Origin of the sequence: Phenylobacterium sp. (genome assembly GCF_030646615.1) — a bacterium.
GTDB lineage: Bacteria > Pseudomonadota > Alphaproteobacteria > Caulobacterales > Caulobacteraceae > Phenylobacterium.
The window spans coordinates 1-16,197 of record NZ_JAUSLG010000011.1 but is presented as its reverse complement, the minus strand read 5'-3'; the positions used below and the strand labels follow the sequence as shown (position 1 = coordinate 16,197).

General features: G+C 67.4%; 15 protein-coding genes. 11 read left to right on the top strand and 4 right to left on the bottom strand.

The annotated features are described in order from the left end of the window. Positions 1–35: 35 nt before the first annotated feature. The 3 genes from Q7S93_RS01275 (at position 36) to Q7S93_RS01265 (ending at position 2,072) form a co-directional block, all read left to right on the top strand. Positions 36–287: a DUF3297 family protein gene (locus tag Q7S93_RS01275; RefSeq protein ID WP_304711713.1), complete on the top strand. Its 252-nt coding sequence runs from the start codon at positions 36–38 to the stop codon at positions 285–287. 73 nt (positions 288–360) lie between these two features. Continuing rightward, positions 361–1,497: a zinc-binding dehydrogenase gene (locus Q7S93_RS01270; protein ID WP_304711711.1), complete on the top strand. Its 1,137-nt coding sequence runs from the start codon at positions 361–363 to the stop codon at positions 1,495–1,497. An 83-nt stretch (positions 1,498–1,580) separates the two neighbouring features. Then, positions 1,581–2,072, top strand: coding sequence for a hypothetical protein (locus Q7S93_RS01265; RefSeq protein ID WP_304711710.1), 492 nt, complete (start codon positions 1,581–1,583; stop codon positions 2,070–2,072). Between the two features lie 71 nt (positions 2,073–2,143). On the opposite strand, the gene Q7S93_RS01260 is transcribed toward Q7S93_RS01265, so the two are convergent. Beyond that, positions 2,144–3,217 carry an ArsO family NAD(P)H-dependent flavin-containing monooxygenase gene (locus Q7S93_RS01260; protein WP_304711708.1) on the bottom strand — a complete coding sequence of 358 codons (1,074 nt, stop codon included), beginning with the start codon at positions 3,215–3,217 and terminating at the stop codon, positions 2,144–2,146. A gap of 169 nt (positions 3,218–3,386) precedes the next feature. Then, positions 3,387–3,818: a hypothetical protein gene (locus tag Q7S93_RS01255; protein ID WP_304711707.1), complete on the bottom strand. Its 432-nt coding sequence runs from the start codon at positions 3,816–3,818 to the stop codon at positions 3,387–3,389. 396 nt (positions 3,819–4,214) lie between these two features. Between Q7S93_RS01255 and purL the strand changes: the two genes are divergently transcribed. The 6 genes from purL (at position 4,215) to Q7S93_RS01225 (ending at position 12,321) form a co-directional block, all read left to right on the top strand. Further along, positions 4,215–6,413, top strand: coding sequence for a phosphoribosylformylglycinamidine synthase subunit PurL (gene purL, locus Q7S93_RS01250; RefSeq protein ID WP_304711706.1), 2,199 nt, complete (start codon positions 4,215–4,217; stop codon positions 6,411–6,413). Between the two features lie 38 nt (positions 6,414–6,451). Continuing rightward, positions 6,452–7,237, top strand: coding sequence for a DUF3313 domain-containing protein (locus tag Q7S93_RS01245; protein WP_304711704.1), 786 nt, complete (start codon positions 6,452–6,454; stop codon positions 7,235–7,237). Positions 7,238–7,447: 210 nt separating this feature from the next. After that, a complete protein-coding gene (aqpZ, locus tag Q7S93_RS01240; RefSeq protein ID WP_370652038.1) occupies positions 7,448–8,173 on the top strand; it encodes an aquaporin Z in 726 nt (241 codons plus the stop codon). Positions 8,174–8,276: 103 nt separating this feature from the next. Next, positions 8,277–8,735, top strand: coding sequence for a DUF3429 domain-containing protein (locus Q7S93_RS01235; RefSeq protein WP_304711702.1), 459 nt, complete (start codon positions 8,277–8,279; stop codon positions 8,733–8,735). A gap of 64 nt (positions 8,736–8,799) precedes the next feature. After that, a complete protein-coding gene (locus tag Q7S93_RS01230) occupies positions 8,800–8,982 on the top strand; it encodes a DUF3606 domain-containing protein (protein WP_293320868.1) in 183 nt (60 codons plus the stop codon). Positions 8,983–9,267: 285 nt separating this feature from the next. Beyond that, the gene (locus Q7S93_RS01225; RefSeq protein WP_304711700.1) at positions 9,268–12,321 is read left to right on the top strand and encodes a TonB-dependent receptor domain-containing protein; all 3,054 of its coding nucleotides are present in this window, start codon (positions 9,268–9,270) and stop codon (positions 12,319–12,321) included. A gap of 72 nt (positions 12,322–12,393) precedes the next feature. On the opposite strand, the gene Q7S93_RS01220 is transcribed toward Q7S93_RS01225, so the two are convergent. Further along, positions 12,394–12,876, bottom strand: a complete 483-nt coding sequence (locus Q7S93_RS01220) for a CinA family protein (RefSeq protein ID WP_304711698.1) — start codon at positions 12,874–12,876, stop codon at positions 12,394–12,396. A 126-nt stretch (positions 12,877–13,002) separates the two neighbouring features. Between Q7S93_RS01220 and Q7S93_RS01215 the strand changes: the two genes are divergently transcribed. After that, positions 13,003–14,238, top strand: coding sequence for a serine hydrolase domain-containing protein (locus Q7S93_RS01215; RefSeq protein WP_304711696.1), 1,236 nt, complete (start codon positions 13,003–13,005; stop codon positions 14,236–14,238). A 56-nt stretch (positions 14,239–14,294) separates the two neighbouring features. On the opposite strand, the gene Q7S93_RS01210 is transcribed toward Q7S93_RS01215, so the two are convergent. Further along, positions 14,295–15,290, bottom strand: coding sequence for an LLM class flavin-dependent oxidoreductase (locus Q7S93_RS01210; protein WP_304711695.1), 996 nt, complete (start codon positions 15,288–15,290; stop codon positions 14,295–14,297). A gap of 452 nt (positions 15,291–15,742) precedes the next feature. Here Q7S93_RS01210 and Q7S93_RS01205 point away from each other — a divergent pair. Next, a partial coding sequence (locus Q7S93_RS01205) for a calcium-binding protein (RefSeq protein WP_370652037.1) occupies positions 15,743–16,197 on the top strand: 455 nt, incomplete at its 3' end.

Genomic DNA, 16,197 nt, shown 5'->3' with positions numbered 1-16,197 from the left:
GGCCTATGAACCGCTCCGACCTCTGGAGCCCGACCATGACCGCCGACACGCCCCCCGATCGCCTGGCCACCAATCCCGACAGCCCCCACTACGACGAGGCGGCCCTGGCCCGCGGCGTGGGCGTGCGCTTCAAGGGGGTCGAAAAGAACAATGTCGACGAGTACTGCGTCAGCGAGGGCTGGGTCCGCCTAGCCGTGGGCAAGACCCTGGATCGCAAGGGCAATCCGGTGACGGTGAAGCTGCAGGGCGAGGTCGAGCCCTATTTCCGGGATGACGGTCAGGGCTGATTTCCATGACGCGGCCTTGTGGCCCGCGCCACGGCGCCCCAGTTTCCCCGCCAACGAAACAAGGGAGCCGCCCATGAGCGACGCTGTGAAGACCACCGGCCTGGAACTGCGGTCACTGATCACCTCCGACGGAGAGCTTCGACTGTCGTTGGCGCGCGTGCCGACGCCTGAGCCCGGCCCGGGTCAGTTGCTCGTCCAGGTACAGGCCTCGCCGATCAACCCCTCGGATCTCGGCCTGCTGCTCGGCCCTGCCGACATGGCCACACTCAGGGCCAGCGGCGAAGGCGCCGACGCCACCCTCACCGCCAAGGTGCCGCCGCAACGGATGGGCGCCCTTCATCCGCGCCTGGACCAATCCCTGGCCGTGGGCAATGAGGGAGCGGGCCTGGTGATCAAGGCCGGCGAAGGCGCCGAGGCCTATCTGGGCAAGACCGTCGCGATGCTGGGCGGCGCCATGTACGCCGAACACCGTCTGGTGGGCGCCGCCGAGGTGATGGTGCTGCCGGAGGGCGCCACGGCCGCCGACGGCGCCTCGTGCTTCGTCAACCCGCTCACCGCGCTCAGCATGGTCGAGGTCATGCGCCGCGAAGGCCATACCGCCCTGGTCCATACCGCGGCGGCCTCCAACCTCGGCCAGATGCTGAACAAGATCTGCCTCCAGGACGGCGTCCCGCTGGTGAACATCGTGCGCAGCGACGCTCAGGCGAAGATTCTGCGCGACATCGGCGCGAAGTACGTCCTCGACAACACGTCGGAAACATTCATGGCCGACCTGACCGACGCCATGGAAGAGACCGGCGCGACGCTCGCCTTCGACGCTATCGGCGGCGGCGATCTGGCCAACAAGATCCTGGTGGCCATGGAGACCGCGCTCAACCGCAAGGCCGAGGTCTACAGCCGCTACGGCTCGCCGGTGCACAAGCAGGTCTATATCTATGGCGGCCTGGAACTGCGCCGCACCGAGATCGACCGCAGCATCGGCATGGCCTGGGGCGTCGGCGGCTGGCTGCTGACCTACTTCCTGCAGAAGATCGGGGCGGCCGACGCCCAGAAACTCCGCGAACGGGTGATGGCCGAGCTGAAGACCACCTTCGCCAGCCACTACACGGCCGAAATCTCTCTGGCCGAGGTCATGCAGCCCGAGGTCATCGCCGCCTATACCCGCAAGGCGACGGGCGAGAAGTACCTGGTCAACCCCGCCAAGGGTTGAAGCCAGAGGTCCTGACGGGCTTGGCGCTGGAGGTCGACGTGTTATCGTCGGCCTCCGCCCTTCCGAATAGAGGTGCTGATCGGGTGCTTTCGGCTCTGGCCTTTGGTCTGTTGCTGCTCGGCCAGGAAAGCCAGGCCACCCTGCAGTCCTGTGTGCTGGAGGCCGAGGGTTGGGTCTGCCGCTACCGGGTCCCCGACACCATCTACCGCCCGATGACAGATCAAGACGCGGCCGCCGCCTCGCCGCCGCAGAGCGCGCCTTTGCTGCCCCCAGCCGATCCTGCGAACATCGCCGCTACGGGACCCGTCGGCGAGCCTTCGGGCGCCGAAGCCATCCGTCAGGCGCGCCTGATCCGCCGCTGCGCCGAGGCCTCCTGGATGTCGCTTTGCACGCCTGGCGATCGCCGGGAGGCCAGGGCCCTGCAGGACGCCGCCGACGCCAGGGCCGCCCTGAGGCTGGAGGTCACCACCCTGGCCGCCCAGGACCAGTGCGACGCCGCCGTCCGCACCGCCCTGGAGGGCGGCGACCTGCCCCTCGCCCGCGAGATCCGGGCCTTCTGCGCCACAGAAAAATAGGCCGCCCCTTTTACGTCGCCGCTTGGGTCGCGGCCCATCGGCGCGCGCTCGGAGGCCCGAGGACAATCACCTCAAGCGGGCGCCAGCACTTCCGCGATCTCCCGTGCGGTGTCGCGTGCGGTGCGCATCACGCCGATGAGGGTCGCTGACGCGAAGCCGGTCCACTCGCCGTAGCCAACCAGCCACAGCCGCGGCTCCTTGACCGCGCGCGTGCCCTCGACGGCGATGCGTCCGGAGGCCTCGATGACGTCCAGGGCCGTGAGGTGCTGCAGCGCAGGTCTGAATCCCGTGCACCAGATCACCGCATCCACCTTGGTCTCGCGTCCATCGTCCCAGACCACCCCGTCTTCGGTGAAGCTCCGGAAAGGCCGGACCGCGTTCAGGACGCCTCGGGCGCGCGCCGCCTTCACCGGCTCGACCATCACGACGTCGCCAAGCCCACCCGGCGGCGGCGCATCCCCGCCGACGCCTTGCTGCGCCTGCCAGCGGGCGGTGGCGCGTTCGAAAAGCACGCGCCCATCGACCTCGTCGGACAGGAAGGTGGGCGGCTCCGGAGTCACCCAGGTGGTGTCGGCGACTTGCGACACCTCGGCCAGAATCTGTGCGCCGCTGTTGCCGCCGCCAACAACCAGCACGCGCTGGCCGGCGAACGGCTCGGGCCGTTGGTACTGCGCAGAATGGATCTGCACGCCGCGAAACAGCGTCTGATTGGGATAGGGCGGCCAATACGGAGAACGCCATGTGCCCGTAGCGCTCACCACGGCCCGGGTTCGCCAAGCGGCGGCGCAGGTCTCCACGACCAGCCCGTCCGATCCTCGGCGGACGAAGTCGACCTCGGACGGGCGAACGACCGGCAGATCGTACCGGGCCTCATAGGCGGTGAGATAGGCGACGACATCATCGCGTTTGGGATAGCCCTCGCCTGCCGAGGGCATCGGCCAGCCTGGGAGCGAACTCCATTGCGCAGGCGAGAAGAGCCGCAGTGAATCCCAGCCATGCCGCCAAGCCCCGCCGGGCCCCGGCTCGCCGTCCAGGATGGCGAAGCGCAAGCCGGTGCGGCGCAGGAAGTAGCCTAAGGCCAGACCTGCCTGCCCGCCGCCAATGACGATGACATCGTACGGGGCGTCCGGGTGCGGCGGATTCAAAATGGCGCTCCAGGCCTCGTCAGACGCGAAATGTCTGCCTCTCAGGCACGCACTTCGCCATGCGCCATATCAAATGCCGCTAGCCCTCTGCTGTACTGCGCAGTCGGCGCTTAGACGAACCCATATCCGGTCGCCGCAGAATCTCGGCCTCCAGTGTCCCGCTTTCAGATCAGCTTCCGGCGCCGGCCGGGCCACAGACGCGGCCATCGGGGCAAGGCGCCACATGGACCTGCGGCGGCTCTACCGTGACCTGCGAGGGTTTTACGCGAACATCGGGCGCGTGAAGATAGATCTGCGCCGGGGCGACGCGGATCGGCGGCGCCTCCACATAGATGGGTGGCCCCTGGATATCGATCCGGCCCGAGGGCACATAGACCGGCTGGGAATAGACCCGCACCGCCGGGCCGCCCACATGGCGGACATTCCAGCCCGGACCGGCCGGCGGATAATAGAAGACCTGCTCCTGGGGGCAGTAGCAGTCGGCGCGCCCGGGATAGCCCGGGTGGAGCGGCGGGCAGTTCTGGTAGGACGGCTGCGGCGCTGTCGGATGGTATTGCGCACTGGCTGCGCCGGCCGAGGCCAGCAAAGTGACAGCAGCCATGGATGCGATTTTGAGCATGACACCTACCCTGGTTTGATTTCACCAAAGGGCTGGCGTGAGCCATCAGCCCCTTACGCTCACGCCTCCTGTTAGGACGGAATGTCGCACCTGACAAGGTTTCGTTAACCATAGGTCTCTGAATGGTTAACGCGCGCAAAAACCCAGCGAAAGCAGGCTTCTCCCCTAGCGGGAATTCAGGCGCGACAATGCAACTCAAGACCGAGGACATCCGGACTCTCGCACCATCCTATCGCCCTGCGGCGCGAACCTCGCCGAGCCCGATGCGATCAGACGGAATCGTCTGATCGTTGAATCAGGCTCTAAACTCCAAGTCTTGAGCGCGTTTCGTTCCGATAACCGGTTCCCACTTATCGGAACGCGCTCTAGAAGGCCGCCATGACTGCTGCGCCCGCGAAATCCCTGGCCGATACGGCCGCCGAGTTCGGCCTGAAGGCCGAGGAATATGACCTGATCGTCCAGCGCCTGAACCGCGAGCCCAACCTCGTGGAACTGGGCGTCTTTTCGGTCATGTGGAGCGAGCACTGCTCCTACAAGTCGAGCCGAAAACACCTGGGCAAATTCCCAACGACAGGACCTCGGGTGATCCAAGGACCCGGCGAGAACGCCGGCGTGGTGGACATCGGCGACGGCCAGGCCTGCGTCTTCAAGATGGAGAGCCACAACCACCCCTCCTATATCGAGCCCTATCAGGGCGCGGCCACGGGTGTGGGCGGGATCATGCGCGACGTCTTCACCATGGGCGCGCGGCCCGTGGCCCTGCTGAACGCCCTGCGGTTTGGCGATCCGTCGCACCCGAAGACCAGGCGCCTGGTCTCAGGCGTGGTCGCCGGCATCGGCGGCTATGGCAACTGCGTGGGCGTGCCCACCGTGGCCGGCGAGACCAATTTTCATCGCGGCTATGACGGCAACATCCTGGTCAACGCCATGTGCGTGGGCCTGGCCGACGCCGACAAGATCTTCTATTCCGCCGCCCCTGGCCCTGGCCTGCCGGTGGTCTATTTCGGCTCCAAGACCGGTCGCGACGGCATCCATGGCGCGACCATGGCCTCGGCCGAGTTCGACGACGCCTCCGATGAGAAGCGCCCCACCGTCCAGGTCGGCGACCCCTTCGCCGAAAAGCTGCTGATCGAAGCTACGCTTGAGCTGATGGCCTCGGGCGCCGTGGCCGCGATCCAGGACATGGGGGCGGCTGGCCTCACCTCGTCTTCGGTCGAGATGGCCGGCAAGGGCGCGGTCGGCATCGAGCTGAACCTCGACGCCGTGCCCCAACGCGAAGAGGGCATGAGCGCCTATGAGATGATGCTGTCGGAGAGCCAGGAGCGGATGCTGGCCATCCTCAAGCCCGGCCGCGAGGCCGACGGCCAGCGCATCTTCGAAAAGTGGGGTCTGGACGCCGCCACCATCGGCCAGACCACTGACACCGGCCGCATTGTCCTGACCCACCAGGGCCTGGTGGTTTGCGACCTCCCGCTGGGTCCGCTCTCCGACGACGCGCCCCTCTATGACCGCCCCTGGGTGGCGCCGAGCCCGCAACCGGCCCTGGTCGCCGCCGACGTGCCGGCCCCGGCCGACTACGCCGCGGCCGTGCGCCAGCTAATGGGCAGCCCGGACATGGCGTCCAAGCGCTGGATCTGGGAGCAGTACGACCGCCACGTCATGGCCGACACCATGGAAGATTCCGCCACCGGCGCCGACGCCGGCATCGTGCGGGTCCATGGGACCAAGAAGGCGCTCGCCGTCACCTCCGACTGCACCCCGCGCTATGTGCAGAACGACCCCTTCGAGGGCGGCAAGCAGGCCGTGGCCGAGGCCTGGCGCAACCTCACCGCCGTGGGCGCCACGCCCATCGCCATCACCGACAATCTGAACTTCGGCAATCCGGAGCGGCCGGAGATCATGGGCCAGATCGTCCGGGCCATCGAAGGCATGGCGCAGGCCTGCCGCGAGCTCGACTTCCCGGTCGTGAGCGGCAATGTCTCGCTCTACAACGAGACCAATGGCCAGGCCATTCCGCCGACGCCGACCGTGGGCGCCGTCGGCCTGATCGCCGACTATGACCGCCATGCCGACTTCTCCAGCCTGAAACCTGGGGACATCCTGGTGCTGCTGGGCGAAACCCGCGGCGAGCTGGGCGCCAGCATGTATCTGCGCGAGATCCTGGGCCGCGAGGACGGCGCCCCGCCGGTCGTGGACCTGGCCCGCGAACGGCGCACCGGCGACTTCGTGCGCGACATGATCGAAGGCGAGCAGATCGCCGTGGTGCACGACCTCTCCGACGGCGGCCTGATCGCCGCGGCCGCCGAGATGGCCCTGGCGTCCGGCGTTGGGATCACCCTGGAACTGCAGGGCGTGCTGCCCCCCCAGGCCGAGCTGTTCGGCGAGGATCAGGCCCGTTATCTGGTGGCCGCGGCCGACGCTGAGCCGCTGCTGGCGGCCGCCAAGTCCGCAGGGATCCCGGCGCGCCGCGTCGGTTTGGCCGGAGGCGCCGACCTCGCGGTCGCCGACCTGTTCCAAATGCCCCTGGAACAGCTTCAGGATGCATACGAAGGGTGGATGCCGGCGTACATGGGATAAGGCGGAGCCACTGGACGGCGACCGCGTTAAAGGTCGCCATGAAAACCTCCCTCCCCCATCTCGTCGCGCCCGCCCTTCTTCTCAGCCTCGCCGCCTGCGCCGGAGCGCCCACCCAGGGCCAGTTCCTGTCCAGCTATGAGGATCTGGCCCCGCGGACCGACATGGTCCGCGCCGGCGCCCTGGACCGCGCCGATAAGGACGCCCTTACGAGCGTCCGGGCCGTCCGCATCGAGCCCACGATCTTCTCCCCCAGCACCAACGCCAAGGCCTGGATGACGCCGGAGGAGCAGACGATGATGCTGCGCGAGGTGGACGCGCAGCTCTGCTTCGAACTTTCGGAGCGCTTCGAGATCGCCGGCCCGGATGCGGCCCCCACCACCCCACGGGTTCGCGCCGCCATCACCGAGGTGGTCGCGACCAATCCGGCCGGCTCGGCGGCCTCGGCGGCGGCGGGCTTCTTCATTCCGGGTCCGGTCGGCATTCGCGTGCCCGGCGGCCTGGGCGGTCTTGGAGCGGAAGCCGAGCTTCTGGACGTCGCCGATCAGCAGATCGCCGCCATCGTCTGGCGACGCACCGCCACCGCCATCGGCACCGACAATCCGTCCCTCAGCCGGATCGGCGACGCCCTGCAGTTCGTCGAGCCCTTCGCCGATGCGGCTGCGGCGACCATGACGCCCGAGGATCACCAGCCCCGGGAGATCACCGCCGAAACCGATCCCTGCCGGGAATATGGGTCGCGGTTCCGCGTCGAAGGCTTCGGCGCCCGCTTCGTCACCGGCCTCTATGTCCCGCAGATGAGCGCCGCCAAGCCCGCCGTTGATTGAGTCAGTTCATCGCAGCGAGGTCCGCAGGACCTCGATATGACGCGCGGCTAGCGGTCTATAGGCTCGCAGAACCAACCTTCATGGGCAGCCACAAGGTCCGTCTCCGACACGAGCGGCGCCATGGGACAATTGTTTACAGTTCAGTATTCGACAGCAGAGCCTGTCTCGGCTCCTATCGGTCGCCCGCCCGCCGACCGTACTGGAGATGAGATGCCCCTGGTGAAGCGCCTTGCCGCCGAATGTCTTGGAACGTCCTGGCTGGTCCTGGGCGGATGCGGCTCAGCGGTGTTAGCCGCCGGTTTTCCCGAGGTGGGGATCGGCCTGCTCGGCGTCTCTCTGGCGTTCGGCCTCACCGTGCTGACCATGGCCTACGCCATCGGCCACGTCTCTGGCTGCCACCTCAATCCCGCTGTTTCGCTCGGTCTCTTCTTTGGTGGTCGGTTTCCGGCCAAAGACCTGGCCCCATACGTGGCCGCCCAGGTGCTGGGCGCCGTGGCCGGCGCAGCCGTGCTCTATGTGATCGCCAGCGGCGCGCCGGGCTTCGATGTCCAGGCGGGTTTCGCGTCCAACGGCTTCGGCGAGCACTCGCCCGCCGGCTTTGGCCTGCTGGCCGCGCTGGCCGCCGAGATTGTGCTGACTTTCATGTTTCTGATCGTGATTCTCGGCTCGACCCACGGCGCCGCGCCCAAGGGCTTCGCGCCGATCGCCATCGGCCTTTGCCTGACCCTGATCCACCTGATCAGCATCCCGGTCACCAACACCTCGGTAAACCCGGCGCGCAGCACGGGTGTCGCGGTCTTCGTCGGGGATTGGGCGATGGGCCAGCTTTGGCTCTTCTGGGTCGCGCCACTGGTTGGCGCGGCGCTGGCCGGTCTCGTCTATCGCTGGCTGGGTGGCCCGCAACCTGCGCCCGTCGCCGTCACGGGCGAGGCCTGAGCGCCCCAGGCCATCGACGTGCGACCGCCCTCCGGCGCCTCGTAGCCGATCTGCGGCTGGCGAAAGGGGGCGTGCTAGGATCAGCCAGGCACGAGGAGATTCCATGAAGCCAGGCAGAGCCATTCCCGCCCACGCCCTGCTGCTGGGCGCAGCCGGCGTCCTGCCGTTCGCCGCCCTGGCCCTGGTGATCGCCCTAGGCGGCCTCGGCCTCCTGGCGCCGGAACAGGCCGAGCGGGTACTGCGGCTGTACGCTGCGCTTATCCTCTCCTTCATGGGCGGGGCCCAGTGGGGCCTGGCCACCGCCCACGATCAAGGCCCCTCGGCCCGAGCCCTGGCGGTCAGCGTCCTGCCGGCCCTGTTCGCCTGGGCGACCTTCCTGATCCCCGGCGGGCCTGGCCTGCTGGCCCTGTCGGCCGCCTTCCTGGCGCTGATGCTCTACGATCTGTGGACCGTACGTCGGGGCGAAGCGCCGGTCTGGTACGGACGCCTGCGCATCGGCCTGACCCTCGCCGTGGTCGCCGCCCTGCAGGTCGCGCTGGCGGCCAGCCGCGGCCTCGGCTGATCTGGCCCCCGCGGCGCACGCGGGATAAACAGCGCACTCACCGCGGTTTCAGGGAGCTCACAGCATGGCCGGTCTCAAGGACAAGCGCGGCTTCATCGACAAGGATCGTCTCGACCTGTCGGAGCGCAAGGCCGTCGAATACTGGATGAAGCGCTGGGGCGTGACCCGCGACCAGATCACCGCCGCCCACCGCAAGGTCGGCCGGATGACGAAGGATATCGCCGCAGAACTCGGCAAGCGGCGCTAGCCTGCCAAGGCATGCTTTACCTTGGCGGAAAATTCGCGCCACGCGCGCATACGCCAAGCTTGGCCTTAAGGTCCGGATAAGGCTAAGCTTTCGGCGTCATACAGGCGTCTCCAAGATGCCATCGTTCCGTCACCCTGTGGCCTTTTCGCCGCAGCAGCGGCAAAATGTGGGCGATTTTGGGCGCGTTTTAGGGGTTTTGCGCCAGATTGAGCCCTCCCCCATGTGTACCGACGGTCTTTCCATGATCGAAGTTTCGGCAACCGAACCTTTCCATGGGAAGAGCCGATGCCGACCAGAACCAGCCTTCTTGCCTCCACGCTGCTTTCCAGCGCCGCCGCGCTAGCGGCCCTGGCCGCCCCGCAGGCCGCCTTCGCCCAGGACGACGCCGTCGCCGTCGAGGAGCTGGTGGTCACCGGCTCGCGCATCCGGCTGCAGGACTTCGTCTCCCCCAATCCCGTCAGCACCCTGACCGGCGAGGCCATTGAGCGTTCGGGCGTCACCAACGTCACCGACCTGATGGAGAACTACCCCGCCCTGGTCGGCTCCACCGACACCCAGGCCCTGTCCAACGCCGCCGACCGGGGCAGCGTCGGCCTGAACCTGCTGAACCTGCGCAATCTCGGGACCAAGCGCACCCTGGTGCTAGTGGACGGCCGCCGCCACGTGGCCGGCCAGCCCGGCTCGGCCGCCGTGGACACCAACGCCATTCCGGTGGCCTTGATCGACCGGGTCGAGATCCTGACCGGCGGCGCCTCGGCCATCTATGGCGCCGATGGCGTCTCGGGTGTCGTGAACTTCATCACCAAGCGCAACTTCGATGGCCTGGACGTCCGCGCCCAGTACGGCTGGTCGGACCTGGGCGGCGGCGAGGAGAGCTTCATCAGCGCGCTGGGCGGCCGCAACTTCATGGACGGCCGGGCCAACCTCACCGTCGGCCTGGAATATTCCAACCGCGACGCCCTTGATCCGAGAGATCGCGACTTCTCTCGCGCAGGCAGTCGCGAGACCCTGGTCAACAACCCGGCCGACTACAACGACATCGACCGCGGCCCCTGGGGCGACACCGACCTCGTCTTCGCCCGTGACGCTCGCTACATCGACACCGGCCTCGGCGGCGGCGTCTACACCCGCGCGGGCTTCGACCCCAACACCCTGTCGGGCGTGAGCTTCCAGGGCGACGGCGCCCCCTGGCAGGACGGTCTCTATACCGGCGGCTTCACCATGCTGGGCGGCTCGGGCACGCCCATCGACCTCTTCCAGACCGAGCTGGTCCCAGGGCTGGAGCGCTGGACCGGCTATGTCGGCGGCATGTTCGAGATCGCGCCGAACCACCGGTTGTTCGCCGATTTCAAGTACAACAACGCCAAGACCAGCTTCAAATCCCAGCCGACCTTCGACTACGGGATCCTGGTCCCGATCGATAATCCCTTCATGCCCGACTCCATTCGCGCCGACGCCCTGGCGCCGGGCGGGACGGCCGCGGCCGGGACCTGGCTCGACACGCCTGGCGTGCTGGTGGCCCGCGACAACTTCGATCTCGGCAATGTCCGCCGCGAGATCGAGCGCGAGACCTTCCGCGGCGTGATCGGCTTCGAGGGCGATCTGTCCCCGTCCGTGGCCTACAACGTCTCCTACACCTACGGGCAGACCAAGGAATCCAACACCGAACTGAACAACCGCAACAATCTGCGCTGGTTCGCCGCCATCGATGCGGTCCGGGACCCGAGCTCTGGCAACATCGTCTGCCGCTCAACCCTTGATCCGTCGGCCATTCCCGACGGCGATCTGTTCGGGACCACCGTCGATCCTGACGCCTGGAACAGCGTTTATATCGGCGGCGGCCAAGCGGCCGGTTGCGTGCCCATCAACATCTTCGGCGAAGGCGGCATCTCACCGGAAGCCGCGGCCTGGATCAACAGCGCCGCCACCTCCAGCGCCAAGGTCGAGCAGGAGGTCTTCAGCGCCTACATCACCGGCGATTCCTCCCAGGCCTTCTCCCTGCCCGCCGGCCCGGTCGGCTTCGTGCTGGGGACCGAGTATCGCAAGGAAAAGAGCACCGACACCCCGTCGGACGACGAACTGCTGGGCGCTCAGCTGGGCTACAATGTCACCTGGCTCGGCCAAGGCGCGGTCGCAACCGGCGAGTTCGAAGTCCACGAACTGTTCGGCGAGCTGGCGGTCCCCATCCTGCGCGATCTGCCTATGGTGGAGTCGCTGGACGTAAACCTCGCCTACCGGTTCTCTGACTATTCCACCATCGGCACCACCGACACCTGGAACATCGGGGCCCAATGGCGGCTGACCCAGGACCTGATGGTCCGCGGCAGCCGGGCCCGCGCGGTGCGCGCGCCCAATATCAGTGAACTCTTCCTGCCGCAGAGCCAGACCTTCCGCACAATCACCGACCCCTGCGACACGCGCAATGTCCAGGCCGGCACGGAATTCCGCGTCGCCAACTGCACCGCCGACCTGGGTTTCGATCCGACGCAGGTGGACTTCATCAACACCACCTCGTCTTCGGTCGAGGGCGTCATCGGCGGCAACCCAGATCTGAGGGCCGAAACCGGCGACACCCAGACCCTGGGCCTTGTGTTCACCCCGCGCTTTGCGCCGGGCCTGTCCATGTCGCTGGACTATTACCGCATCACCCTGGCTGATGCGGTGAACCTGTTCACCGCCAACACCATCATCGAGAGCTGCTACGATCTGGAACAGCCCAACGACTTCTGCGGTCTGTTCACCCGCGCGCCGGGCAGCCAGTTCGTCGACTCCTTCAGGGAGTATTCGGTCAACGTCTCGTCCTATGAGACAGCCGGATTCGACTTCTCGATGCAGTATCTGCTGAACCCGGTGGACTTCGGCGTCGTCCGCGACATCGGGACCTTCCAGTTCAACCTGGTGGCCAACCGGCTGACCAAGCTGGAATTCGTGGAGATCGACGGCGCCGAGGCCTCCAGCGAACTCGGCTTCGCCGGCGCGCCCAAGTGGCAGGCGAACTTCGACGTGACCTGGCTGTGGAACGACCTGATGGTCAATTACGGCTTCAACTGGTTCGACGAGACCAAGCGCTTCACCGACGAGCGCCGCGCCTCCAACCCGAACTATGTGCCGGACGGCTATTGGAACTGGTCGCCGCGGAAGACCCACGACATCCAGGTCCAGTACAGCTTCCAGGACCGCTACCAGGCCTATGCCGGGGTGAACAACTTCACCAACCAGTTGCCGGATCGGGGCTCCACCGGCACGGCGACCACGGGGGCGGCGGCCTTCACCGAGGGCGCCTCGCCCGTCGGACCCGTGGGCCGCTACTTCTATGTGGGCATGAAGAGCAGCTTCTAGCGCTCATGCCTGCGGGGCGAGGGAGGGCGGTCGCCTATGCGGCCGCCCTTTTTCGTTCCGATGGGAGGCGGCTCAGGCCTCCGTCGCCCGCCGCAGCAGGTCCAGGGCCGCGGCGGCGAAGGCTTCCATATTGGCCGCCCGGTCATCGGAGCCCGTGCGCAGGGTGGTGACCAGCTCCACGGGGCCAGAGAGCGCGATGCAGGTGTGGCCGGCCGGGTCGCCATAGCCATTGCCGGTGGGCCCGGCCGCGCCGGTCTCCGACAGGCCCCAGTCGGCGCCGAACCGCTCGCGCACTGTGCGCGCCAGCAGCATCGCATAGGGCTCGGACGCCGAGCGCATGCCGGCCACGGCCTCGCGGGGGATCTCCAGCAGGCTCATCCGGGCCTTGCCCGTATAGACCACCGCGCCGCCGAGATAGTAGGCCGAGGCGCCCGGCACGGCGAGCAGGGCCGCCGAGATCAGGCCGCCGGATGAGCTCTCGGCCACGGCCACCTTTTGCCCTTGCGTCTTAAGGGCCTCGCCCACCTGCGCCGCCAGTTCCGCCAGATTGCTCATGCTCGTGTCTCTCCCGGTTTCGCGCCGAACCTAGCAGGCGCGGGCGACGAACGTCTTGGCCGCAAGCCGTCTCCGGCCCATGATGGCGCCAATTAGAAGCGCCGCGATTTTCGGGAGGATTTTCACATGGACGCCCAATCACAATGGACGGGGCTGGACGCCACGCGTCTGGACCGCATCGCCGACCACCTGCAACGCAACTATATCGAGCCGCAGAAGATCGCCGGCTGCCAGGTGCAGGTCGCCCGCCACGGCCACATCGCCTACGAAAAGGCCTTTGGCTCCATGGATGTGGAGCGGGCCAAGCCGATGCGCGACGACGCCATCTTCCGCATCTATTCCATGACCAAGCCGATCACCTCGGTGGCCCTGATGATGCTGTACGAGCAGGGCCATTTTCAGCTGAATGATCCGATCAGCCGGTTCGTACCGTCCTGGCGCAACCATCGGGTCTGGGTGTCCGGCGAGGGCGACGACCTGGTCACCGAGGCGCCGCACCGGCCCGCGACCTTCCGTGACGTGCTCAGCCACACCAGCGGCCTGACCTATGGCGGCGGCCTGCCCGGCATGGGAATCCAGCATCCGGTGGACAAGATCTATCGCGGCCTGAAGGTGCGCTCCGTGGGCGGGGCTGACTCCATGCAGGAGTTCATGGACAAGCTTGGCCAGGTGCCCCTGCTCTATCAGCCGGGCACGCGCTGGATGTACTCCCTGGCCACCGACGTCTGCGGCGCCCTGGTGGAGATCATCTCCGGCAAGCCCTTCGACCAATACCTCCAGGAAGAGATCTTCGAACCGCTCGGCATGGTCGACACCGCCTTCCACGTCACCCCGGACAAGATCGATCGGTTCTGCGCCAACTATCAGCGCGGGCCGGACAAGACGCTGAAGCTGATCGATGATCCCGGCGGCGACAGCCAGTTCGTCCGCGAGCCCGGCTTCAAGTCCGGCGGCGGCGGCCTGACCGGCACGGTGGCCGACTATGGCCGCTTCACCGAAATGCTGCGCCGGGGCGGCGAGCTGGACGGCCACCGCATCCTGGGTCCCCGCACCCTGGAAATGATGCACATGAACCATCTGCCCGGCGGCAAGGACCTGACGAAGCTGGCTATCGGCGCCTTCTCCGAGACCGCCAATGAGGGCGTGGGCTTTGGCCTCGGCTTCGCCTCCACCATGGGCCAGGTGGAGACCGGGTCCCTGGGCGTCGGCGACTACTATTGGGGCGGCGCGGCCTCGACCATCTTCTGGGTCGATCCCAAGGAGGACCTGACCCTGGTCTTCATGACCCAGCTGATGCCATCGGGCACCTTCAACTTCCGCGGCCAGCTGAAGAGCCTGATCTATTCGGCCATCACCGACTGAGGCCAAGGCCGGCCCGGGCGTTCGCGCGTCCGGGCCGCGCCCTTGATTGACGGGGTCTAGGCCGCCGCGGCCAGGGCGTCGCGGGCGGCGCTGGCGATCTCCAGGGAGCGGGCGCGCTTGGCCTGGTCGAAGATCTGGGCGGTGATGATGACCTCGTCGGGGCGATGGTCGGCCACGAACCGTTCGAGGCCGGCGCGGACGGTCTCGGGGCCGCCGACCACCGCCTTGGACAGCGGCGAGCCTGGCGCCACCGTGCCGGCCAGCGCCCCCTCCGAATCCTCGATCGGCGGCGGCAGGGGGCCGGGCTGACCCCGGTGCAGGTTCACAAAGGCCTGCTGCAGCGAGGTGAACAGATACTTCGCCTCGGCGTCGGTCTCGGCCGCCACCAGGTTGAGCGCCAGCATCAGGCGTGGCTGGTCCCCCGGCCGCGCGGGATTGAACTGCTGGCGATAGATCTGCGCGGCCTGGTCCATCATGGCCGGCGCGAAGTGGGAGGCAAACGCGTAGGGCAGGCCCAGCGCCGCGGCCAGCTGGGCGCCATAGAGGCTGGAGCCCAGCACCCAGACCGGCACCTTGGACCCGACGCCGGGCACGGCGCGCACCGTCTGGCCCGGCTGCGCGTCGTCCAGCAGGGCCATCAGCTCCATCACATCCTGCGGGAACTGATCCACGCCGCCGGCCAGGTTGCGGCGCAGGGCCCGGGCGGTGACCTGGTCAGTCCCCGGCGCCCGGCCGACGCCCAGGTCGATCCGCCCCGGATAGAGGGCGTCCAGAGTGCCGAACTGCTCGGCGATGATCAGCGGCGCGTGGTTGGGCAGCATGACGCCGCCGGCCCCCAGCCGGATGGTCGAGGTCCCCTCCCCCACATAGGCCAGGGCCACGGCGGTGGCCGCACTGGCGATGCCGGTCATGTTGTGATGCTCGGCCATCCAGTAGCGCGCAAAGCCCAGCCGCTCGGCGGCGCGGGCCAGGTTGCGGCTGTCGCGGAGGGACTGGCCAGGGCTGCCGCCCTGCACGATGGGCGAAAGGTCGAGAACTGAGAGCGGGATCATGGAGGCTATATAGGGGGGCGCGGCGGAAATGCTCGACGGCAAGGGAGAAGAGCGCCGGGCGCCAGGTGACCGCGACGCGCCCAACGCCGATCCTAGCCTTCGCCACCAGCCTGCGTCCGAGCGCATCACGCCGTGGTTAGCGTCCTAAGCCAACGAACAGTGTATCGCTGCGCCCACGATATCCCCAGAAATTGCCGACGTTTCCGGCCTAGTCGCTGGCCCTAATGGGCCCCCCAGGCGCAAGCTTGGCAGCGCTCGATCTCTTGCGGCGGGGCCAAGGCTCAACATCGGCCCCCGCAAAGCGGCTGAAATTGGAACCACGCCGCAGCGCGGGTGAACCGATTCAGCCAAAAGTTGTGCTGAGCCTCAAACAATACCTTTAACGTGTCCGCTTTGTCAGGCATGTTTTCGGGATCGGCCAGCTCAACGCTCGCCTGCTCCCGGGGGGGACCATGACCAACACCGTTTATCTGACCAGCGGATCAGACACCTATTTCGGAGACGCCGGGGCGCCGGATTTCGATGATCTGATTTATGCGGGGGACGGCGACGACCACGTGACAGGCGGTAGCGGCGCCGATTCCATCTATGGCGAAGGCGGGAACGACACGATCCACGGCGGCGAGGGTAACGACCTGCTGTCTGGCGGCTGGAACGCGGAGAGCGTTAGCGGCGGAACGGGCGACGATACGATCCTCGTGAACTCCCTGGCCGGCTGGGGGAGCATTATCGATGGCGGCGCGGGCGCCGATACGATCTCGGCCAGTGCTCACAACAGCTACATCGGCCTTCACAGCTTTGTGGGGATCGAGGCGATCACGAGTGGCGGCTACAGCAATGTGACCGTGCTGGGGACCGCTGGGTCGGAATATTGGGACCTCACCGGCGTCCTGGTGAGTGGGGTCAG